This window comes from Microbacterium galbum (genome assembly GCF_032464915.1).
Classification (GTDB): Bacteria; Actinomycetota; Actinomycetes; order Actinomycetales; family Microbacteriaceae; genus Microbacterium; species Microbacterium galbum.
In genome coordinates this window covers 262,835-282,815 of record NZ_JAWDIS010000002.1, presented here as the reverse complement: position 1 = coordinate 282,815, position 19,981 = coordinate 262,835, and the positions used below count along the sequence as shown (strand labels likewise).

The following is a 19,981-nucleotide window of genomic DNA, read 5'->3' as shown; positions in this document are numbered from 1 at the left end:
CCCCATGGCGACGTCGTGCGCCTACGCTTGATCCGTCACATCCGGAGGAGACCCCTATGACCGCGCCCATCGCCGACCTGGCGAGCTACATCGACCACACGCTGCTCAAGCCCGAGGCCACCCGCGCCGACGTCGAGCGCATCATCGCCGAGGGCGCCGAGCTCGGGACCTACAGCGTGTGCCTCTCGCCGTCGTTCCTCCCGGTCCAGCTGCCGGAGGGTCTCAAACTGGCCGTCGTGTGCGGCTTCCCCAGCGGCAAGCACCACGCCGAGGTCAAGGCCGCCGAGGCGGCGCTGTCGGTCGCCCAGGGCGCGCACGAGATCGACATGGTCATCGACATCGGCGCCGCCATCGAGGGGCGTTACGAGGTCGTCGAGGCCGAGATCCGCGCCGTCCGCGCCGCGGCGCCGGCGCCCACCGTCCTGAAGGTCATCATCGAGTCCGCCGCCCTGTCGGACGAGGCGATCGTGGCCGTGTGCGAGGCCGCGGTCGCGGCGGGAGCCGACTTCGTCAAGACCTCGACGGGCTTCCACCCCGCCGGCGGCGCGACCGTTCACGCGGTGCAGCTGATGAAGCGCACGGTCGGAGACCGCGCCGAAGTCAAGGCCTCCGGCGGCGTCCGCACGCGCGCCGCGGCCGAAGAGATGATCGCCGCGGGCGCCTCGCGTCTCGGCCTGTCGTCGAGCCGGGACATCCTCGCCGACCGCTCCGCGACGGGCGACTACTGACCGCGTACCGCGAGGGCCGCTGGAGCATGTAAGATCGATGATCGTGCACGCGACAGCGCGCACATGCCGCCTTAGCTCAGACGGCAGAGCGATTCACTCGTAATGAATAGGTCAAGGGTTCGATTCCCTTAGGCGGCTCCGAAGGCCCCCACCCGCTTCCACCGGGTGGGGGCCTTTCTTCGTCGTCGAGACGAGTGCGCGTGGGCTGTCGGCCGCGGCCGTATGGTCGGCGCAGGGGCGACGCGCCCCGAAGGGGGCACCGTGACCGCACTCGTCTCGGACGCGAGGGGTCTGCGTCGCGTCATCCGTCTGTGTCTCGGCGTGGTCATCGCGGGTCTCGTAGTCAGCGGTGTCACCGCGTTCCCGCTGCGGGAGGAACTCGCCCTCGCTCGAGAGGTCCTGCGATCCACGGGTGTCGCGGCATCCGCCCCCGCCTTCACGGGCTGGGTGGACCGGGTGGGGGAGGGGTTGGATGCCACAGCTGCGGCGTTCCCGTTCATCGCCTACGGCACCGATTGGCTGGCGTTCGCGCACCTGCTCATCGCCGTCGCGTTCGTGGGGCCGCTCTTCGACCCCGTGCGCAACGTCTGGATCACGGTGTGGGGGCTGATCGCGTGCGCCGGCATCGTGCCCCTCGCCCTCATCGCGGGGGCGCTGCGCGGGCTGCCGCTCGGTTGGCAGCTGATCGACATCTCGTTCGGCCTGGTGGCCGCCGTACCGTTCATCGTCGCCTTCGTCGCCACGCGCCGTCTGGAGGCCCTGGAAGGCCGAAGAGCGCCCGTCACGGGCCGATAGGCTGAAGAGCCGTTCCGCGTCCGCGTGACGCGTCGTCAGCCTGCAGGAGCACCCGTGTCGAACGCCCTCGATGCCCTCATCGAGATCTTCACGTGGGTCGGGCTGGGCGGGGGGCTCGTCCTGGCCTTCGCGGCGGTGGTCCTCCTTCTGCTCGACGGCACGTGGTCTCCGGCTCGGGCCGTGGTCGAACCGGTCGACGGCGGACGTGTCGTGCGCTGGTTCGACGACGGCGGCGGCGTCAACGAGGCGCCCCTGTCGGCGCACGACGACGCGAAGATCGGCGCGGCCGACATGGCCGACATCTTCTACCGCCGCGGTGCGTCGCACCGCATGCGGCTCACGCGGTCCTCGCCCGTGGTGCGGTTCCTCTCGCTGCTCTCCGCCGGCGTCCTGACACTGGGCGCGGTGGCGTTCGTCGTCTCGATCGTGCTGCTGTTCGCCCGCGGGTGACCCGACTCCTCCCCGCCCGGTCATCGGGCGCGCCCCAGGACCACTCGCGGATGACGCGACCCCTCCGGGAGGCCCGGCCACCCGGGCTCGTCCCGTGACCGCCCGCGCCCGGCCTCGACCGCCCGCGCCCGCCCGCGCCCGCCCGCGCCCGGCCGTGGCCGGCCGCGCCCGCCCGCGCCCGTCGGCAGCTCGCGCCGCACCTCACGGAGCCACGCCGCACGCGATCCGCGGCCCACCCGACGCGCGTAGGCTCGCCTCATGAGCCGCGCCCTGTTCATCGTCGACGTCCAGAACGACTTCACGGAGCGTGGGGCGCTGGGCGTGGAGGGCGGTGACGAGGTCGCCGCCCGCATCTCGCGCTATCTCGAGGCGCACGCCGACGACTACGCGGTGGTGGTGGCCTCGCGCGACTGGCACCACGGCGACGACGACAACGGCGGGCACTTCTCCGCGACCCCCGACTTCGTCGACACCTGGCCGGTGCACTGCGTGGGCGGCACGTACGGCGCCGACTACGACGAGGTGTTCGACACCGAACGCGTCACCCACCACCTGAAGAAGGGGCAGGGCAAGCCCGCCTATTCGCTGTTCGAGGGGGTGTCCGACGACGGCGAGACCGCCGCGCAGATCCTCGAGTCGCACGGCATCCGCGACATCGACATCGTCGGCATCGCGACCGATTACTGCGTCCGCGCCTCCGCTCTCGACGCGGTCGCGGCGGGTCGCGGCGTGCGGGTGCTCACCGACCTGATCGCCGGGGTGCACCCCGATTCGAGTGCCGAGGCCCTCCGCGAGATCGAGGCCGCCGGCGCGGTGCTGGCCCGCTCAGTCGATTGAGTCGTCGCGGACGACGGGTTCGTCGTCGTCGGCGCGGGGGATCGTCAGGGTCACCGTCGTGCCCTCGCCCGGGGTGCTCGTGATGCGCAGGCTCCCCCCGTGCTCGGCGACGACGCGGTGCACGCTCGACAGGCCGATCCCCTGGCCGCCGTCCGTCGTGACCGCGAAGCGCCCTCGGCGGCCTTCCTCGACGATCGTCGCGAGATCGTCGGGATGGATGCCACGACCGTGGTCGCGCACGCGGACGGCCGCGCCCTCGTCGGTCTCGAAGGCGTCGAGCTCGATGACGTCGTCGGAGTACTTCGCCGCGTTCTCGAGCACGTTGGCGATCGCGCGTCGCAGTCCCAACACGTCGGCGCGGACGGGGATGGCATCCATGGTGCCGAACCGGACGCGGCCGAGCTCGCCCGGGAGCACGAGGGCGACGGCGCCGCGCGCGACGAGGTCGAGGGTCGCCCGGCGGCGACCGCGCTCGGTGGACGAGGTGACGTCGGCCATGAGCGCCTGGGCCATGGCGACGATGTGGTCGCTCGCGTCGCCGGCGAGCCGCAGGAGGCGGTGATCCGGCGGCAGTTCCTCGGCGATGAGGTCGAGGTAGCCGCGGAGCGCGGTGACGGGGGAGAGGAGGTCGTGGGCGAAGGTCCTCTGGAGGGAGGCGCGCTCGTCGGCCGCCTGCTTCTCGCTCGTGAGGTCGCGCACGATCTTGACGAAACCGAGGACCTGACCCTGATCGTTGCGGATGGCCGAGATGGTCACGCGCGCCCAGAATTCGGTGCCGTCGCTGCGCACGCGCCAGCCCGTGTCCTCGACGTGGCCGTCGCGCTGAGCGGCGGCGAGCAGTTGATCGGGCACACCGCGCCGCTGAGCCTCCTCGCGGTAGAAGCGCGAGAAATGGGAGCCGAGGATCTCGTCCTCGGTGTAGCCCTTGATGAGCTCCGCACCGAGGTTCCACCCGCGGACGAACCCGCCGCTGTCCAGCTTGACGATCGCGAACAGGTCGACCTGCTCGTCCCAGTCGCGCGGGATCGAGCGACGGATGCTCGTCAGCGGGTGGTCGGGGATCACCCCCGGGGTGGCGGGCAGGGTCGACGGCTCATCGGGCACGGTGCTCATGCGGCACGGAAGCGGGCGGGGATGCTTGCTGAAGGCATGGCTCGATCATGCCCGTCACCGGCCGGGAGCGACAGCGATTGACATCCGCTCGCCGACTCCGCCCGATCACGAGACGGTCACGAGACGGTCACGAGCGTGCGCTGCCATCCGCTCGAGCCGTCGGGCGCGATGGGAGCCTGCTCCTGGATCTGCACGTTGCCCTGCTTGTCGGTCGCGCGCACGGCGATGTAGTGGCTGCCGGCCTCGGCGGTCCACTCGAGGCGCCACTGCACCCACGACTGATCGTTGATCGGCGTCGAGAGCTGCGTCTCCTGCCAGTCGCCGTTGTCGATCTGCACCTCGACCTTCTGCACGCCGATGGGCTGGGCCCATGCCATCCCCGCGATGACCACGGTGCCGGCGGGCACGGGCGCGCCGATCTTGGGCGTGTCCACGCGCGACGACATCTTGATGGGCGCCTGCGCCGCATAGCCACGGGGCGTCCAGTACGCCTCGTCCTTGTCGAAGCGGGTCACCGTCAGCTTCGTGACCCACTTCGTCGCCGAGACGTAGCCGTACAGGCCCGGCACCACCATGCGCACGGGGAAGCCGTGCTCGAACGGCAGGGGCTCGCCGTTCATGGCGACCGCGAAGATGGCGTCGAGGTTGTCGTCGGTCAGTGAGCTGAGGGGAGTGGATGCCGTGTACCCGTCGACGCTCTCGGAGAGCACCATGTCGGCGTCCGACTGGACGCCCGCCATACGCAGCACGTCGCGGATCGGAACGCCGGTCCAGATCGCGTTGCCGACGAGATTTCCGCCGACCTCGTTCGAGACGCAGGTCAGGGTGACGCCGTACTCGTTCAGGCCCATGTTCACGAGATCGTCGAAGCTGAGCTCGACAGGGGTGTCGACCATGCCGTCGATCTGCAGGCGCCAGGTGGTGGGGTCGACGTTGGGGACCGTCAGAGCGGTGTCCACGCGGTAGAAGTCGCTGTTGGGCGTGATGATCGGGCTCAGTCCATCGACCTCCCAGTTCGCGCCCTCCGGCACGGTGACCGTGGTGCGCGGCGCGGGCAGGCGCAGAGCGTCGCGCGCAGCGGCGACGGAGGAGGTCGTGGCGTTGAGGATACGGGAGCCCACACCCACGACGACGGCGCCGACGGCGGTCAATCCGGTGAGCAGGAGGAACTGACGACGCCCGGCGCGCACCCCGTCGAGGTCGCGGTCATCGGCCGCGGCGACCCAGCGCTTCAGGCGAGCGATCGTGAGGATGAGGATGACGACACCGGCCACGGTGCCGAGCACCGGCGGCAGCCACGAGAGGGCTCCGGCGCCTGCGCGGGTGATGATCGCGGCGGTGGCGAGCACGCCGCCGATCCCGAGCAGCACGGCGCCCACCGGCCGGAACCGGTACTGCAGCACCCCGGCCACGGCGGCGGCGACGACCGCACCGAGGCCGACGCCCACGAGCAGCGCGATCTTGTCGGTCTCGCCGAACAGCGTGATCGCGAGCTCCTTCAGGGGGCGCGGCACGACGTCGACGATGAACGAGCCGACGGCCAGCACGGGGCTCGCGGAGCGCGCCACGAGGGCGGCGAACAGTTCGGCGACCGCCAGCAACGTCGCCGCCGACACGATTCCGGCCAGGGCGGCCCAGATCCAGGCGTGCGGCCGGCGCACCTTCGTGGTCTCGGTGGTGCGTGCCGTGGTGTCGGTGGTCATGGCATCCTCGTTTCCGGCACCGCGCACGCGCGAGCCTGCCTCGTCCTTTGTTCGGAGCGGGAGCGGAATCGGATGCCGCCGGGGCCGGGTGCCGTCAGGGCGGCGGCGGCGAGGTCGTCCGTGCGGGGGCGAGGGCGAAAGCGGCCACCCCGGTGACGATCAGCACCAGCGCGACGACGAGCCCGGGGGCGATCTGCTCGCCGAGGAGGGGGACCGCGACGAGGGCGGTCAGCACGGGGCTCAGGGCCCCGGCGGCGGCGGGGATGCTGCTGCCGAGGTTCTTCACCGCGACGACGTAGCAGGCGGTCGAGAGGAGCCCCGTTCCGACGCCCTGCACGAGGCCGTAGGCCACCCAGGCGGAGACGTCGACGCGTCCGTCGAACAGGTTCGACGGCATCGCACCGGTGGCGGTGAGCGCGAGAGCGGCGACGAGCGACACGACGGAGACGAGCGCGATGACCCCGACCGGGTCGAGTCGCGTCCGCCCCAGCCCGAGCGTGTACGCCGCCCACACGAGACCGGCCGCGAGCAGAACCGCGATGCCCCCGGCATCCGCCACCCCTCCCATGAGGACGGCGCTCGCCGCGACTCCCGCGACGATCGCCGCGAGGGCGATGAGCCGGGTCCGAGACACCGTCGTCCGCCGGTGCAGGAAGAGCAGGATCGTCACGAAGAGGGGGACCGTGCCGGGGACGAGGAGGCCGGTCAGAGCGGCCGAGGTGAGGTGCGCGCCCCAGGCGAAGAGGAGGAAGTGCGGCAGCCCTGCGAGCAGGACGAGGGCGATGACCGTCGTGGGCTCGCCGCGGAGGCGGCGGAGCGTGCGGGGGATCCAGGGGGAGAACACGAGGGTGGGGACGCCGAATCGCACGATCGCCGCGTCGCCGATGCTCATCCCCGTCGCCTCGAGCGCCCGTGTCGACAGCGCGAACGACGACCACAGGCAGACGACGGCGGTCACGGCCGCGATCCCGACCACAGTGCGTCGCGAGAGCGCCGACGGGCGGGGCAGGGCGAAGGTGGTCACGTTGCGAGCGTAGGAACAACATGGGCGCAGAGGATTGCGAATATTGCTCGTACCGGGTCTGGTTTGGCAGAATATGCCGGATGGACGCCCTCGACGAGATCGACCGCCTCATTCTCTCCGAGTTGCAGCGCGACGGCCGCCTCACCAATCAAGACCTGGCGGACAGGGTCGGCCTCTCGCCCTCGCCGTGTCTGCGTCGTGTGCGCCGGCTCGAGGAGGCGGGGGTCATCTCGGGCTACCGCGCGGTCGTGTCACCGAAGGCCGTCGATCTCGAGATCACGGCGTTCGTCCGCCTGCGGTTGGCCTCGCACGAAGGGGCGACGGTGGATGCCGTGGAGGAGCGACTGCGCGCGATCCCGTCGATCGTCGAGGCGCACCTTCTCGCCGGCGACTGGGATTACCTCGTCCGCATCGTCACACCGACCTTCGAGGCGTACGAACGCCTGCTGCGCGAGCACCTGCGCGCGATCCCCTCCCTCTCGTCGATCGACACCACGTTCGCCTTCGGCGTCACCAAGCCGCTCTCGCCGCTCCCCGTCGGGGGTGCGCGCTCGTCGGACAGCCACTGACGCGTGCCTCGCTACGATGTGACGATCCCGCCCGAGCGTCACCAGGGCCCTGACCCTCTGAGAGGAGCCCCGCGACGTGGATGACCTCGCGCGCTGGACGGCGGCCCTGACCACGATGGTCGGTCTCGGGGTGACTCTCGGCCTCAACCCGGCGCTCTACGCCGCGACGGCGGATGCCCTCGCGCAGAACACCCGGGTCGGCGCCCGCGTCGGGTGGATGGTCGCGGGTCTCGCGACCGGCGCCACCGTGCTCTACCTCGTGCTGCAGAGCTTCGACCCGACCGAGTTCGTCGCGGCGGCGGAACGCGGCACGACCGACGCGGTGCTCGATCGCCGGGTCGACCTCGCGGCCGGTGCGGTGTTCCTCGCCGGCGCGGTCGCCATGGGGATCTGGAGGGTCCGACGACCCGCGCGCCCATCGCACCGCACGACCGCGTCGTCGCACGCCCATGGCTGGAGCTCGTACGTGCTGGGCGTCAGCTGCTCGATCGTGGGATTCACCACGCTGCCGATCATGTACATGACGGGCCGCGTGGCCGATGGGGTCAGCGATCACCCGCTCCTGCGGTGGCTGGCGTACGCCGTGTTCCTCGCGGCGCTCGCCGCCCCCTTCGTCCTGCTTGCGACGGCATGGACGCGTTTCCCCACGACGGCGGCGCGGGTGAACGGCGTCTACCTGCGGCTGATCGAGAAGGACCACCGCGCGCTGTACGCGGTGGTCCTCGGCGTCGCCGGCGTCGCCTGCGTCATCCTCGGGCTGATTCCCGGGCGGTGAGGCGCTGTCAGCGCGCGCGGCGCTGCTTCGCGAGCTTCGCCACCACCCGACGACGCACCTTCTGCACCTTCGGGTCGGTCCACACGCGGTAGGCCACGGTCCCGGCGGCGACCGCGCGTCCGATCGCCGTCCGCGCGATCACCGCTCCGGCCAGTCCCACGGCTCCGGTTCCGATCCATCGTGCAACACCCATGGCGCCTCCTTCAGTCAGCTGGAGTCCCAGCCAACGCGACGGACCGGGGGATGCCATGGCGCTTGCGCCGCGGACGACGGTGTGCTGTGCGCTCAGGCGATGCGCTCGCCCACGCCGGCGGCGAAGGGCTCGAGGGCCTCGATCACGCCGTCCGACAGCGGCGAGGTGCTGGCCGCGACGGCGTCGTCGATCTGACTCGTGCGCGAGGCGCCGATGATGGCGGTGGTGACGACCGGGTCGCGCAGCACCCACGCCACGGCGAGCTGGGGGATCGACAGCCCGGCCTCGCGAGCGATGCCGTCGATGCCGCGGATGCGCTCGAGGTAGTCGTCGGTCAGCGCCGATGCGTCGAGGAAGCGGCTGTCGGCCGCGCGCGAGTCGGCGGGCACGGTGCCGTCGAGGTACTTGGCGGTCAGCAGGCCCTGCGCCAGAGGCGAGAACACCGCGCTCCCCACGGCGAGCTCGCGCAGCGTCGGGAAGAGCTCCGCTTCGGGCGTGCGGTCGAAGAGCGAGTATCGCGGCTGGTGGACGAAAAGCCGCACCCCCTCCGCCGCGAGCAGGTCGTGGGCGCGGCGCGTGAGGTCGGCGGGGTAGTTCGAGATGCCGGCGTAGAGGGCCTTACCGCTGCGGACGATGTCGGCGAGGGTGTGCACGGTCTCTTCGATCGGCGTGTCGGGATCGACGCGGTGCGAGTAGAAGACGTCGACGTAGTCGGTGCGCATGCGCGTGAGGCTCTGCTCGAGGGAGCGCATCAGGTACTTGCGCGAACCGCCGTCGCCGTAGGGCCCGGGCCACATGTCGTAGCCGGCCTTCGTCGACAGGAACAGCTCGTCGCGGTAGCGCCGCAGGTCGCTGTCGAGCACCGTGCCGAACGTGGCCTCGGCGGCGCCGTAGGGCGGGCCGTAGTTGTTGGCGAGGTCGATGTGCACGACGCCGCGGTCGACCGCGTGCCGCAGGATCGCGCGCTGGCTGTCGAGCGTGCGCCCGGTGCCGAAGTTCTGCCACAGGCCGAGCGAGATGCGGGGGAGGGGGATGCCGCTGGCGCCGGCGCGCTGGAACGGCACGTCGTCGTAGCGGGTCGCGGCGGCGTCGAAGGGCGAGACGAGGCGGGGGTCATCGGCGGCGATGGGCATGGGACTGCTGCTCCTCGGAACGGGGAAGGGATCGTTCCGACTCTGCCACGGCATCCGCGTTCGCGACGAAACCGGCTCCGCGTGGGGGCGATCGAAGACGGGCCGGGATGCCGTGGCTTCCCGACCCGTCGCGGAATCAGCCCGCGAGCTCCTCGCGCAGCAGTGCGGCTCCCGCGGTCAGCGCGCTGACCTTGTCGAAGGCGACGCGGCGCGGCAGCGGCGCCATGCCGCAGTTGGAGCTGGGGATGAGCTTGTCGGCATCCACGAACTCCAGGGCGCGGCGGAGGGTGTCGGCGACCTCTTCGGGCGTCTCGATGCGCTCGCTGGCGACGTCGAGGGCGCCGAGCATGACCTTCTTGCCGCGGACCAGCTCGACGAGGTCGATCGGCACGTTCGAGTGGTGGCTCTCGAGCGAGACGATGTCGATGCTCGAGCGCTGCAGCAGGGGGAACGACTCCTCGTACTGGCGCCACTCGGAACCGAGCGTGGCCTTCCAGTCGGTGTTCGCCTTGATGCCATAGCCGTAGCAGATGTGCACGGCCGTCTCGGCGCGCAGTCCCTCGGCGGCGCGCTCGAGGGCGGCGACACCCCAGTCCTTCATCTCGTCGAAGAAGACGTTGAAGGCCGGTTCGTCGAACTGGATGATGTCGACGCCGGCGGCCTCGAGCTCGCGCGCCTCGTCGTTCAGGATGGTCGCGAATTCCCACGCGAGCTTCTCGCGGCTGCCGTAGTAACGGTCGGAGAGGGTGTCGATCATCGTCATGGGACCGGGCAGAGCCCACTTGATCGGCCGGTCGGTCTGCGCGCGCAGGAACGCGGCATCCTCCACGAAGACCGGACCGCGACGGCTCACGGCGCCGACGACGGTCGGAACGCTGGCGTCGTAGCGGTTGCGGATGCGCACCGTCTCGCGGTTCTCGAAGTCCACGCCGTCGAGGTTCTCGATGAACGTGGTCACGAAGTGCTGGCGCGTCTGCTCTCCGTCGCTGATGATGTCGAGGCCGCGGCGCTCCTGCTCCTGCACCGCCGAGCGGAGGGCGTCGTGCTTGCCCTCGACGAGGACGTCGCCCTCGAGTTCCCACGGCGACCAGAGCACCTCGGGCTTGGCGAGCCAAGCGGGTTTCGGGAGGCTGCCGACGGTCGAGGTGGGCAGGAGCGTGGTCACGGCGGCGGATCCTTCGGTGGTCATCGGACGGGTGCGGCGTAGTCGGCGGCCCACGCGTCGAGGATGTGACGGTGGGGCTTCACGAAGTGCTCCTCGGCGTAGCGGCCCTGCGTCACGGCGAGCTGGCTGCGCTCCTCGCGGTCGTAGTCGATGCCGGTGCGCACGAAGTCGGGCTCGTCGAGAGTCGGGCGGTACACCTCGCCCGCGGGGCTGACGGCGTTGTAGATCTCCGGGCGGTAGATCTTCTGGAACGTCTCCATCGTGGCGATCGTGCCCGCGAGTTGCAGGTCGGAGTACTCCGCCGTGAGGTCGTCGCGGAAGTAGAACGCCAGCGGTGCCACGCTGCCGCGCGGCATGAAGTACCGCACCTGCAGGCCCATACGGCCGAAGTAGTCGTCGGTCAGCGAGAAGGAGTCCTGCTCGTACTCGACGCCGAGCACGGGGTGCACGACCCCCGTGCGCCGGTAGGTGCGGCTCGTCGAGACGCTGATGCAGATCACCGGAGCCTGTGCGAAGCGCTCGCGGTAGGCGTCGGAGTCGAGGAAGTGCTGGAAGATCTTCCCGTGCAGGATGCCGAAGTCCTCCGGCACCGTGAACCCGGCGCCGCCGGCATTCGCCGCGGGCAGGACGACGCTGAAGTCGTAGTCGCGGAGGTACGACGAGAAGTTGTTGCCGACGATGCCGCGGTGGCGCTCGCCGGTACGCGTGTCGACGATGCTCACGTCGAGCACCTCGATGACGGGGAACTCCTCGTCATCGGCCCCGTCTGCGAAGCGCAGGTGCACCGAGACGATGTCGAGCTCGACGCGGTACTGGTCCGCCTCGCCGGGCACGAGCTCGTTCAGACGGTGGTTCATCATCGACAGGGCGTTGCGGAGGTTCTGCTGACGACCCTCGCCCCGCGCGAGGTTGGCGAAGTTCGTCGTGACGCGCGAGGACTCGGCCGGAGCGTAGTCCTCGTCGAAACGGGTGGTGGTGATGCTGAACGCGATGTCGTTCGCCATGACGGGCCAATCGGGTGCGGGGGCCGGATGAGCCCGCGGACGGTGGTGTCCTCCATCGTGCGCCGCCCCCCGGGTCATCGGGTAATTCCCGTCGACTATGCACTGATATAGCTTGTACCTATGGCAAAGCGCGCGAGCGGGATCACCCTGCAGCAGCTGCAGTACTTCATCGAGGTCGCGGCCGAGGGGTCCATCTCCGCCGCCGCCGATCTGCTCTACGTGGCACAGCCCACCATGTCGGCCGCGATGAAAGATCTTGAGACGCGGGTCGGCCGCGACCTGCTCACGCGTTCGGCCCGGGGCATCACACTGACCAACGACGGCGTGGAGTTCCTCGGCTACGCCCGGCAGGTGGTGGAGCAGGCAGAGCTCCTCGAGCAGCGCTACCTCGGCCGCCCTCCCTCCCGGCGCCTGCTGGGCGTCTCGGCGCAGCACTACTCGTTCGTCGTCGACGCGTTCGTGCGCATGGTGAAGGCGACGGATGCCGCCGAGTACGAGTTCTCCCTCCGCGAGACGCGCACGTTCGACATCATCGAAGATGTCCGCACCCTCCGCAGCGAGCTCGGCATCCTGTTCCGCAACGACTTCAACCGCAACGTGCTCGACAAGCTGCTGCGCGACTCGGGCCTGGCCTTCCATCCGCTGTTCGTCGCGGCGCCGCACATCTTCGTCTCGCGCCGCAACCCCCTGGCATCCCGTCCGCGCGCGACGCTCGACGACCTGGTCGACCTCCCGCGCCTGACCTTCGACCAGGGCGCGAACAACTCCTTCTACTTCGCCGAGGAGATCCTTTCGACGCTGTCGAGCCGGCAGGAGATCCGCGTGTCCGACCGCGCGACCATCTTCAACCTCATGATCGGCCTCGACGGCTACACGATCTCGACCGGCATCATCAGCGACGACCTCGATCCCGAGATCGTCGCCGTGCCCCTCGACATCGACGAGCAGATCGAGATCGGCTGGATCGACCGCACCGCCATCCCCCTCACCGAGCAGGCCCAGCGTTACCTCGGCGAGGTGCGCGCGGTCGTCGCGGAGTTCGGGGTGGAGCTGCTCGACTGAGAGGCGGGCTTCGGCTGGCGCCGCATGCGGGAGGACCTCCGCGCCGGGACGTCGGTTGTGCGGGAAGTGGTCGAGGCGGGCGAATCTCCGCTCCCGCGGGATCGATGAGATGGGTGATCTGTCGCGGCGCGCCTCCTCATTCAGGCGCATGTGCAGCTCGTGCCCAGCGCGGGAGCGCGGACAGGCTCGCTGGCTTCACCTTCGCATGACGCAGCACGCATTCCGTGCACCGCATGGTCCTCCGGTGCTTCTCTGAGCGCGTGGACGACTCGACGTCGTCCGCCATCAACGGAGGAGAGGAACGATCATGATCAAGCCAACGACGAGAATCGCGGCCGCGATGACCATCGCAATCGCAGTGAGTGGAGCGACTCTCGTCGCCGCTCCCGCCGCTTTCGCGGACAACGGCTCGTGCGGGTATTACTCCGAGTCCCGAGCTGTCAACAGCACGTCATTCTGTGCGAACAAGGTCGTTCAGAGCCAGGTGAAGGAGGGCAGCACAATCCATTACGCGCGCTGGGCGCCCACGGGCCAGACGTCGTGGCAGAGCGCGAGCTACGCGAACGTGGTGTGGTACACCTACGCCTTCCACACGGTGTGAGAAACCCTGCTGTGCGGGAGCGGTCGCGTCTTCGGGCGGTACTTCTTGGATTGGTGTGCGTCAGTGTCCTCTCGGCGTGCGCCGATCCGGATACGAACGCAGGTGCGTCGAGTGGTCGGGGCGAGCCGCCCCGCGTCGCGACCTCTCCCGCATTCCACGGACCGTGGTCGGACTGGTTCACACGCATCTTCGAGAATCCCGACACGACATCCGCACAGAGGGACATCCTCGCCGACGGCATCGTCACCGACACCGAGTACGCCGGTCTTCGCAACGATTTCACCCGCTGCCTGGAGGACCTCGGTGTCTCTGTCGTGCTCGATCCCGATGGCGGGTTCTCCGTCCGGGCTGACGGGAAGCTCACGGAGGCTCAGGTGACGACCGACGCGGTGCCCGGGTGTGAGAAGAAGACCGTCGGATCGGTCGCGATGCTCTACGAGCAGATCCGACGGAATCCCGAGCGCAAAGATGAAACCCTCATCGTGGTCGAGTGCTTCAAACGGCACCACATCGTCGCCGTGGCCTACACCGTGGCGCAATACGACAAAGATCTGGCGGACCAAACGGGAGTGAATTGGTCGGCAGATGACGTCCGACGATGCGTCCAAGATCCGTTGGGCGTCGTGGGTGCGCCCTAGCAGGTGCGATCGAGTCATGAAGAGCCGATCAGCGGAGAGGCGCCAGCGGGCCGTCATCCTCGTTGGCGCGCTGACCCTTCTGGTCGGCTGTGGGGCGGCGGTCGGATACGTGCAGGGCAGGCTTTCCGTGCCCACCGACCTCGCGCCCCCGTTCGCGGTGGAACGCTCCGACGTTCAGGTGAACGACTTCTCCGACCGGCACACCGTGGTGATGGAGGTCTCGCTCCACACCAGCTGGAGGGTGCTCGTCCAGACGAGCGGAATCGTGACCTCGAGTTCTTGTGCGCCCGAGGCGGCCATCGTCAGCGGCGACTCGGTCTTCGCCGTCGACGGCACGCCGCTCATCGATCTGTCCACCCCGCATCCGCTATGGCGGCCGCTCGGCGCCGATGCGAAGGGGGGAGACGTCCGCGAGCTCCAGCGCTCGTTCGCGAGCCTCGGGTTTCGCGGAGCGATCGATGGGGTCGTGGGGCCGCAGACCATCGCCTTCTTCAACGGTCTGCGGCGCGCGATCGCATCAGATGCTCCCCTTGTCACCGAGATCGCACCGTCCGACATCGTCTGGCTCCCCGAAGAGTCGGTGACCGGCGCGAGCTGCCCCGTCCCCGTGGGAAGCGTGGTCCATCCGGGTGACGTCCTAGCGGAACTCCCGCCTCGTATCTCCGCGTTGAGAATCGGCACTCTGCCGGTCGCCATGCCTGACCTGCCGCGGACCGTCGTCATCGACGGCGTCTCGGCGGCAGTCGATGAGCAGGGAAACGTCGATCGACAGTCGTGGCCGGAGATTTCGGAGACGCCCTCTTTCGAGGCGTACGTGGCGGATCCGAAGACGGTCGTACTCAAAGGTGACGTTCAGCTGACGACCCCAATCCAGGTTTCTCGGATCCCTCCGTCCGCCATTTTCGGCACGCGCACAGGTAAGGGGTGCGTCTCGGACGGCGTGCAGACGTACGAGGGAGAGATCCTGACGAGCGAGCTGGGTTACACGTTGATGAGTTTCGCGTCGGGGAGCCCCTCGGAGGTCCTCATCGCTCCTGACGATCAGCAGACATGTCCCTGATCCTCGACGACGTCGGCCATGAATACGAGACGGGACGTGCTCTTTTCTCGGCGATCAGTGTGGAGTTGATCCCGGGCCGAACCTATGCCGTCGTGGGCCCGTCGGGTGCCGGGAAGAGCACTCTTCTGAACATCCTGTCCGGCAATCTCGAACCGACCCGAGGGCGTGTCGTCCGTGCGAGGTCGACCACGTCGAACTGGGTGTTTCAGAATCCCCACGGGGTCCCGGGAAGACGCGCCCTCGATCACGTCGCGTTGGCATTTCTTGCTCGTGGCGACAGTCGCGCCGAGGCCGAGGGCAAGGCGCGGGATCTCCTCGACCAATTCGCATTGGGCTCCGTGGCGGAGGAACGGTTTCGCCATCTCTCGGGAGGGGAAGCGCAGCGTCTGATGCTGGCGCGTGCCATCGCCGCAGCGCCCGGCGTTCTGCTGGTCGACGAGCCCACCGCGCAACTCGACGTGCGAACGGCCGCCGTTGTGAACGAGTCCTTGGGACGCCTGGCGGAACGAGGATGCATCGTGGTCATCGCCACGCACGATGCGGGCACGCGAGACTCCTGCACCGACGTCCTGGACTTGGCCGGGTATCAATCGTGAGAGACGGGTCGACGATCCGGCCGACAGTGCTGTGTTCCGAAGCGGGGCGAAACCTGGTGTCGGGAACGACCCGAGCGGTCCTTCTCGGCGCCGTTTGGTGCGTGTTGCTCTCGGTCGTCTTGGCATGGAACGCGGCAGTGACCGCCGATCTCCTCGCTGCGTCGGCGACATACCGTGACGCGGGCGCCAACATCATCGTGGTCGAAGCCGCCGGTCGCGTCGACGGCTTGCGGTGCGCGAATCTCGCGAATCTACCCAATGTCCGTCATGCCGGCGCGCTGCGGTCCGCCGCGCGACAGATCACGCCGACCATCACTCCGGGGGTGGAGCTTGCCACCTTCGATGTCACCCCCGGCCTCCTCCCCATGCTGCGGCCCGATACGGGTGACGCATATGGTGTCTTCCTGTCCGCAGAGGCGGCGAGAGCCCTCGGTGCAGACAGGTCCAGGTTGGAGCTCGTCACGGGCGAAGCTCATCTGGCAGGCACCTTCGCCTACCCGGACGACGGTCGAAGGGCGATTCTCGGCTATGCCGCCATCGAGACGGCTCTCGTCTCGGGGGTCTTCGATCAATGTTGGGTGGACGTGTGGCCGGAGTCGCCCCGCATCCAGTCCATAGCCAGTTCGACGGTGGTGGGAGGAGACGACGCGGGTCAGGGCCCCCCGACGGTAGGTCAGCTCAACGCGTCGATGGGAATGAGCTTCAATGGCGAAGCGAAGTATCGCGGACGTGCCAGCGTGCTTGTACCGGGATCGCTCGTGGTTCTGGGGGCATCGCTCGGCTTCTTCGCCGTGCGGTCCAGGCGTTTGGAACTGGCTGCCGCTCGACTGATCGGCATCCGCCCCTTTCATCAATGCGTCATGCTCCTTCTCGAGTCGAGCGTCTGGCTGACGGTCTCGTCGGCGGTCTCGCTCGTGGCCACGTCTGCGCTATCCGCGGTGCAGGCGAGGGGCGCCTTTCCTCCGGCGATGGAGTTCTCCGTTTTCTCCGCAGCCGTGGGAATGGCCGGCGCGCTCTGCGGCGCATTGTTGGGGGTCGCATCGGTCGATGCAGGACGCGCGCTCTCGTATTTTCGTGAGCGTTAGGCAGGGCCGGTGCCTCTGGTCACGGTGCGGGGCACCCGCATGCCGCTGCGGTGATGCGGGATGCGGCACACTGACCCGCATGCACGGGGGAGCACGACGCGGTATCTGTTCGGTGGCCATCGGCCTGTCTGCGTTGCTGGCGGCGGGGTGCGGGGTGATGCCCTCGCCGGAGGCGGAGCTGGAGGACGCGCTCGCGCGCTCGGTGGACGGGGCGCAGGACACCTTCTGGCCGTATCGCGCCGACATCGTCTCCGACCCGGAGGCGACGATCGCCCGGATCGGATTCGTCTCCGATGTGCGACCCGCGTACGCCGACCCCGCCGTCGTCCCGGCCGGGGGGTTGTACAAGCTCTTCGGCCTCGCGACATCCGATGACGGAACGTCTCTGATGCTCGCGACCTCGGCGGGGGTCGAGACGGGCGGTGGACTCTTCTACGACCAGCGCAGCGCGGCCGTCTGCTTCGAGCTGCGTTTCCCTGCCGGTGAGCGGAAGATCCACACCCTCGCCTCCGACTGCACCGACGGCGCCGGCCACGGTCTCGCCGATGTCGCCGATGTCATCGACTACTCGCGCTACGGGGAGCCGGAGTCGATCGACGGACTCGACGTGCGCCGCACGGTGACCGCGGAGGACTACCCGTCGCTGCCGTGCCAGTGCGCCAGTGGCGGGACCTGCGACTGCCCGGGCGGGTGAGGCGGCCGGTGAGGCCCCACCGTGGGAGGCGGGCCCGTCACGACCGGCCTCGGAGATCCGCCTGAGCCCCCCGCACCGGTGTCAGGATGGGGCATGGCATTCGGTATGGCCCGCGACGTCCTCCGTCCCTCGGACTCCTCGCGCGCGGATCGGGTGACCTACGTCGAGCTGTTCTTCGACCTGATGTTCGTCCTGGCGCTGACGCAGCTGTCGGCCTACCTGTACGAGAACCAGACTCCGCTCGGCGCTCTCGAGGGCATCATCATGGTGTGCGCCCTGTGGTGGGCGTGGGTGTCGACCACGTGGGTGACCAACTGGCTCGACCCGGTGAAGCTCCCCGTTCGGGGCGCGGTGGTCGCACTGGGTTTCGTCGCGCTCGTGATGAGCGTGTCGATCGCTGAAGCATTCGGTGATCGGGCGTGGGCGTTCGCGCTCTCCTACGTCGTCCTCCAGGTCGGTCGAACGGCGTTTATCGTGTGGGCGACGGCGCGCCACGACCGGCGGGTGGCGCACGATTTCGCTCTGATCCTCGGGTGGACCGCCGCGGGCGGCGCCCTCTGGATCGTCGGCGCCGTGCTGCCGCATGCGTGGCAGCTGCCGTTGTGGACCGCGGCTCTCGCTCTCGAACTGCTCGGTACGACCCTCGGGTACCCGATACCGGGTCGAGGGAAAGTGCTTCTTCGATCGTGGGATCTGTCCGGCCCTCACATCGCCGAACGGACCTCGCTCTTCGTCCTCATCGCCGTCGGCGAGGGGTTGCTCATCACCGGCCTCGCCTTCGTCGAGAAGGAGTCGTCGGCGTCGTCGGTCGCGTCGCTGGTGACGGCCTTCGTCACCGCCGCGGCCGCATGGTGGATCTACTTCGACCACGGCGAGCGCATCGGTGCGGAGGCGATCGAGGCGTCGGACGAACCGGCCCGACTCGCCCGCACCGCGTACACCTGGGTGCATCTCCCGATCATCGCGGGAATCGTCCTGATGAGCGTGGGCGACAAAGAGATGCTCTCGCATCCCGACCAGCGAAGTGTTTCCGCGACGATCGTCATCGTCGGCGCACCCATGCTCTTCCTCGCCGGCACCGCGCTCTTCCGGCGCACTCTCGAAAGACGGTGGTCGCGAGCTCAGCTGATCGGCCTCGTCGGTCTGGTCGCGCTCGCGGGGGTGGCCTTCTTCCTCCCGTTCTTCGACGCGCTCAGGCTGTCGATCGCGGCCGCGGTCCTTCTCGTGGGCGTGGCAGCGGGGGAGACCGTCGAGCGGATACGTCGCGGGAGGAGGGCGGGGGGATGACTCCGCGTTCGCGAGCCGCTCGCTACTGACGAAGAGTTCGCGCACGCGGAAAACCGCCTCTGGAAAGAAGGCGGTGTGAGTGCTCGGACTGTGCGTCTCCCCTGGGCATCGCCGAGGTCGGTATGCGGGGAACGCTGACGTGGTGGGCACGGTAGGACCAGCTTCTAACAAATCGGGAGGGCTGCTGCCACCTCTGGAGAAACTGCAGAAGCTGGCTGAACTCGCCGCGGTCGTGCCTGCAGATTCAACCGCTGACCAGGACGACACGAGTCGCTCATGGCTCATCCGCCGCCGTCTCGCCGACAAACAGGTTGCGGAGTTGGTCGAGCTGTACCGATCGGGTGTTGGCACACCGGCACTCTGCGAGCAGTTCGGTATTTCTAAACCAAGTGTGTTGGAGCTCCTTCATGAACGTGGCGTGCAGATGAGGCGTCAGCCCTTGACGAAGGCGCAACGAGTTCTCGCTGTGCAGCTGTACGAAGATGGTCTTGCGATAAAGCCAATTGCGGCCAAACTCGGCTCCAGCTTCGGTGCAGTGCATCGAGTGCTGAAGGCAGAGGGTGTCAGGCTGCGTCCGCGTCCTGGTCGATGAACGCGCACACTTTAGAACTACGATGACGGCGTGAGTGCAGCTATACGTTCGGGGGACACGCGCCGGCCCACTGTCTTCATTGGTTCGTCATCCGAGGGGTTGAGGATCGGTCGCTACTTGCAACTTGAGCTAGAGCAGGCTGGTGACTGCCTTGTCACTCGATGGGACCAAGGAGTTTTCCACGCCTCGGGTTACACCATGGAGTCTCTAGTCGAAGCCGCTCGCCGGGCTGATTTCGCAGTGCTCATCGCCTCCGCTGACGACACCGTGGAGTCCCGTGGCACCATGCGCGTTGTGGCGCGAGACAACGTGATCTTCGAGCTCGGGCTGTTCATCGGTGTCCTGGGACGCGAGCGCACATATATTGTCGCGGACAAGTCACGAGATCTTCAGCTGCCGTCTGATCTCGCAGGCCTTACTTGGTTGCCATATGCGGAGCGTGCCGACGGCAACATTCAGGCGGCCGTCAACGCCGCCGTGGTCGGGATCATAGAGAGGGTTCGGCAGCTTGGTCGCCGCGATAAGCCGACGGACGGCCAAGCGCCTCGACAAGGTGATCACCCACATGCACTGACGATCGAGATCGACCGAATCTGCAGCGCTGCTCTGGCTCAAGGATGGAAAGTCAAGGCGAACTCTGACACCGTTCTTCGACTCCAGAGTGGCAAGGGCGAGCGTTTCACATTGACCGTCGGGGACGCCCTCGCCACGCGTCAGGAGCTTCGACAATTCGCTGCCAAACTTCGGGCGAACGGGTTGCGTGTGAGCCAAAGTGTGAGACGTCCGATCGCCGAGGCGCCACAGGCTCGGTGAGGTGCGAATGGGTTCTCCCGCGGCCCCTTTCCGGCACCGCGGGAGAACAGCGCTCCAACTCAGT

The 19,981-nt window shown here is 68.7% G+C and carries 23 protein-coding genes and 1 tRNA gene; 17 read left to right on the top strand and 7 right to left on the bottom strand.

Features of this window, described 5'->3' with window-relative positions; all coding sequences use genetic code 11:
* Positions 1 to 56: 56 nt before the first annotated feature.
* From deoC to RWH45_RS10490, 5 genes are all read left to right on the top strand, one after another.
* Positions 57 to 728: a deoxyribose-phosphate aldolase gene (deoC, locus tag RWH45_RS10510; RefSeq protein WP_315994850.1), complete on the top strand. Its 672-nt coding sequence runs from the start codon at positions 57 to 59 to the stop codon at positions 726 to 728.
* A 65-nt stretch (positions 729 to 793) separates the two neighbouring features.
* Positions 794 to 866: transfer RNA gene (locus RWH45_RS10505), tRNA-Thr, on the top strand.
* Positions 867 to 989: 123 nt separating this feature from the next.
* Positions 990 to 1,523, top strand: coding sequence for a hypothetical protein (locus tag RWH45_RS10500; protein ID WP_315994849.1), 534 nt, complete (start codon positions 990 to 992; stop codon positions 1,521 to 1,523).
* 54 nt (positions 1,524 to 1,577) lie between these two features.
* Positions 1,578 to 1,973, top strand: a complete 396-nt coding sequence (locus tag RWH45_RS10495; RefSeq protein ID WP_315994848.1) for a hypothetical protein — start codon at positions 1,578 to 1,580, stop codon at positions 1,971 to 1,973.
* Between the two features lie 258 nt (positions 1,974 to 2,231).
* Positions 2,232 to 2,810, top strand: a complete 579-nt coding sequence (locus tag RWH45_RS10490; RefSeq protein WP_315994847.1) for an isochorismatase family protein — start codon at positions 2,232 to 2,234, stop codon at positions 2,808 to 2,810.
* On the opposite strand, the gene RWH45_RS10485 is transcribed toward RWH45_RS10490, so the two are convergent.
* The 3 genes from RWH45_RS10485 to RWH45_RS10475 form a co-directional block, all read right to left on the bottom strand.
* Entirely contained in the window at positions 2,799 to 3,923 is a 1,125-nt protein-coding gene (locus tag RWH45_RS10485) for an ATP-binding protein (protein WP_315994846.1), read from the bottom strand. The genes RWH45_RS10490 and RWH45_RS10485 overlap by 12 nt on opposite strands.
* A 116-nt stretch (positions 3,924 to 4,039) precedes the next feature.
* Complete coding sequence (locus tag RWH45_RS10480) at positions 4,040 to 5,626, bottom strand: molybdopterin-dependent oxidoreductase (RefSeq protein WP_315994845.1); 1,587 nt, start codon at positions 5,624 to 5,626, stop codon at positions 4,040 to 4,042.
* 94 nt (positions 5,627 to 5,720) lie between these two features.
* Positions 5,721 to 6,650, bottom strand: coding sequence for a DMT family transporter (locus RWH45_RS10475; RefSeq protein ID WP_315994844.1), 930 nt, complete (start codon positions 6,648 to 6,650; stop codon positions 5,721 to 5,723).
* 80 nt (positions 6,651 to 6,730) lie between these two features.
* Here RWH45_RS10475 and RWH45_RS10470 point away from each other — a divergent pair, with 80 nt between their 5' ends.
* Together RWH45_RS10470 and RWH45_RS10465 are read left to right on the top strand one after the other, a co-directional pair.
* Positions 6,731 to 7,219, top strand: a complete 489-nt coding sequence (locus RWH45_RS10470) for an Lrp/AsnC family transcriptional regulator (RefSeq protein ID WP_315994843.1) — start codon at positions 6,731 to 6,733, stop codon at positions 7,217 to 7,219.
* 76 nt (positions 7,220 to 7,295) lie between these two features.
* Positions 7,296 to 7,994: a hypothetical protein gene (locus RWH45_RS10465; RefSeq protein WP_315994842.1), complete on the top strand. Its 699-nt coding sequence runs from the start codon at positions 7,296 to 7,298 to the stop codon at positions 7,992 to 7,994.
* A 7-nt stretch (positions 7,995 to 8,001) separates the two neighbouring features.
* Here RWH45_RS10465 and RWH45_RS10460 read toward each other — a convergent pair whose 3' ends face one another.
* The 4 genes from RWH45_RS10460 to RWH45_RS10445 form a co-directional block, all read right to left on the bottom strand.
* Positions 8,002 to 8,187, bottom strand: coding sequence for a hypothetical protein (locus RWH45_RS10460; protein WP_136586667.1), 186 nt, complete (start codon positions 8,185 to 8,187; stop codon positions 8,002 to 8,004).
* 92 nt (positions 8,188 to 8,279) lie between these two features.
* The gene (locus RWH45_RS10455; RefSeq protein WP_315994841.1) at positions 8,280 to 9,320 is read right to left on the bottom strand and encodes an aldo/keto reductase; all 1,041 of its coding nucleotides are present in this window, start codon (positions 9,318 to 9,320) and stop codon (positions 8,280 to 8,282) included.
* 136 nt (positions 9,321 to 9,456) lie between these two features.
* Complete coding sequence (locus RWH45_RS10450; protein ID WP_315994840.1) at positions 9,457 to 10,485, bottom strand: methionine synthase; 1,029 nt, start codon at positions 10,483 to 10,485, stop codon at positions 9,457 to 9,459.
* A 20-nt stretch (positions 10,486 to 10,505) separates the two neighbouring features.
* On the bottom strand, positions 10,506 to 11,489 hold the full coding sequence (locus tag RWH45_RS10445; RefSeq protein ID WP_315994839.1) for a putative oxygenase MesX: 984 nt from the start codon (positions 11,487 to 11,489) through the stop codon (positions 10,506 to 10,508).
* A gap of 120 nt (positions 11,490 to 11,609) precedes the next feature.
* On the opposite strand from RWH45_RS10445, the gene RWH45_RS10440 reads away from it, so the two are divergent.
* The 10 genes from RWH45_RS10440 to RWH45_RS10395 all read left to right on the top strand — a co-directional run bounded on the left by RWH45_RS10440 (position 11,610) and on the right by RWH45_RS10395 (position 19,917).
* Positions 11,610 to 12,551, top strand: a complete 942-nt coding sequence (locus RWH45_RS10440; protein WP_315994838.1) for a LysR family transcriptional regulator — start codon at positions 11,610 to 11,612, stop codon at positions 12,549 to 12,551.
* A gap of 340 nt (positions 12,552 to 12,891) precedes the next feature.
* Positions 12,892 to 13,152 carry a hypothetical protein gene (locus tag RWH45_RS10435; RefSeq protein WP_315994837.1) on the top strand — a complete coding sequence of 87 codons (261 nt, stop codon included), beginning with the start codon at positions 12,892 to 12,894 and terminating at the stop codon, positions 13,150 to 13,152.
* An 11-nt stretch (positions 13,153 to 13,163) separates the two neighbouring features.
* A complete protein-coding gene (locus RWH45_RS10430) occupies positions 13,164 to 13,790 on the top strand; it encodes a hypothetical protein (protein WP_315994836.1) in 627 nt (208 codons plus the stop codon).
* A complete protein-coding gene (locus RWH45_RS10425) occupies positions 13,738 to 14,850 on the top strand; it encodes a peptidoglycan-binding domain-containing protein (protein ID WP_315994835.1) in 1,113 nt (370 codons plus the stop codon). Before RWH45_RS10430 ends, RWH45_RS10425 begins: the two co-directional genes overlap by 53 nt.
* Positions 14,841 to 15,446 carry an ATP-binding cassette domain-containing protein gene (locus tag RWH45_RS10420; protein ID WP_315994834.1) on the top strand — a complete coding sequence of 202 codons (606 nt, stop codon included), beginning with the start codon at positions 14,841 to 14,843 and terminating at the stop codon, positions 15,444 to 15,446. Before RWH45_RS10425 ends, RWH45_RS10420 begins: the two co-directional genes overlap by 10 nt.
* A gap of 137 nt (positions 15,447 to 15,583) precedes the next feature.
* Complete coding sequence (locus RWH45_RS10415; RefSeq protein WP_315994833.1) at positions 15,584 to 16,531, top strand: hypothetical protein; 948 nt, start codon at positions 15,584 to 15,586, stop codon at positions 16,529 to 16,531.
* A 157-nt stretch (positions 16,532 to 16,688) separates the two neighbouring features.
* Positions 16,689 to 17,225: a hypothetical protein gene (locus tag RWH45_RS10410; RefSeq protein WP_315994832.1), complete on the top strand. Its 537-nt coding sequence runs from the start codon at positions 16,689 to 16,691 to the stop codon at positions 17,223 to 17,225.
* 93 nt (positions 17,226 to 17,318) lie between these two features.
* On the top strand, positions 17,319 to 18,512 hold the full coding sequence (locus RWH45_RS10405) for a low temperature requirement protein A (protein WP_315994831.1): 1,194 nt from the start codon (positions 17,319 to 17,321) through the stop codon (positions 18,510 to 18,512).
* A 142-nt stretch (positions 18,513 to 18,654) separates the two neighbouring features.
* Complete coding sequence (locus tag RWH45_RS10400; protein ID WP_315994830.1) at positions 18,655 to 19,104, top strand: helix-turn-helix domain-containing protein; 450 nt, start codon at positions 18,655 to 18,657, stop codon at positions 19,102 to 19,104.
* Positions 19,105 to 19,134: 30 nt separating this feature from the next.
* On the top strand, positions 19,135 to 19,917 hold the full coding sequence (locus RWH45_RS10395; RefSeq protein ID WP_315994829.1) for a TIR domain-containing protein: 783 nt from the start codon (positions 19,135 to 19,137) through the stop codon (positions 19,915 to 19,917).
* Positions 19,918 to 19,981: the final 64 nt, after the last annotated feature.

Excerpts from the sequence above, each read along its gene's own strand:
- RWH45_RS10445 (WP_315994839.1), bottom strand. The coding sequence starts at position 11,489 with ATGGCGAACGACATCGCGTTCAGCATCACCACCACCCGTTTCGACGAG.
- RWH45_RS10470 (WP_315994843.1), top strand. The coding sequence starts at position 6,731 with ATGGACGCCCTCGACGAGATCGACCGCCTCATTCTCTCCGAGTTGCAG.
- RWH45_RS10490 (WP_315994847.1), top strand. The coding sequence starts at position 2,232 with ATGAGCCGCGCCCTGTTCATCGTCGACGTCCAGAACGACTTCACGGAG.
- RWH45_RS10425 (WP_315994835.1), top strand. The coding sequence starts at position 13,738 with ATGACGTCCGACGATGCGTCCAAGATCCGTTGGGCGTCGTGGGTGCGC.
- RWH45_RS10420 (WP_315994834.1), top strand. The coding sequence starts at position 14,841 with ATGTCCCTGATCCTCGACGACGTCGGCCATGAATACGAGACGGGACGT.
- RWH45_RS10455 (WP_315994841.1), bottom strand. The coding sequence starts at position 9,320 with ATGCCCATCGCCGCCGATGACCCCCGCCTCGTCTCGCCCTTCGACGCC.
- RWH45_RS10410 (WP_315994832.1), top strand. The coding sequence starts at position 16,689 with ATGCCCTCGCCGGAGGCGGAGCTGGAGGACGCGCTCGCGCGCTCGGTG.
- RWH45_RS10485 (WP_315994846.1), bottom strand. The coding sequence starts at position 3,923 with ATGAGCACCGTGCCCGATGAGCCGTCGACCCTGCCCGCCACCCCGGGG.
- RWH45_RS10440 (WP_315994838.1), top strand. The coding sequence starts at position 11,610 with ATGGCAAAGCGCGCGAGCGGGATCACCCTGCAGCAGCTGCAGTACTTC.
- RWH45_RS10460 (WP_136586667.1), bottom strand. The coding sequence starts at position 8,187 with ATGGGTGTTGCACGATGGATCGGAACCGGAGCCGTGGGACTGGCCGGA.
- deoC (WP_315994850.1), top strand. The coding sequence starts at position 57 with ATGACCGCGCCCATCGCCGACCTGGCGAGCTACATCGACCACACGCTG.
- RWH45_RS10480 (WP_315994845.1), bottom strand. The coding sequence starts at position 5,626 with ATGACCACCGACACCACGGCACGCACCACCGAGACCACGAAGGTGCGC.
- RWH45_RS10405 (WP_315994831.1), top strand. The coding sequence starts at position 17,319 with ATGGCATTCGGTATGGCCCGCGACGTCCTCCGTCCCTCGGACTCCTCG.
- RWH45_RS10435 (WP_315994837.1), top strand. The coding sequence starts at position 12,892 with ATGACCATCGCAATCGCAGTGAGTGGAGCGACTCTCGTCGCCGCTCCC.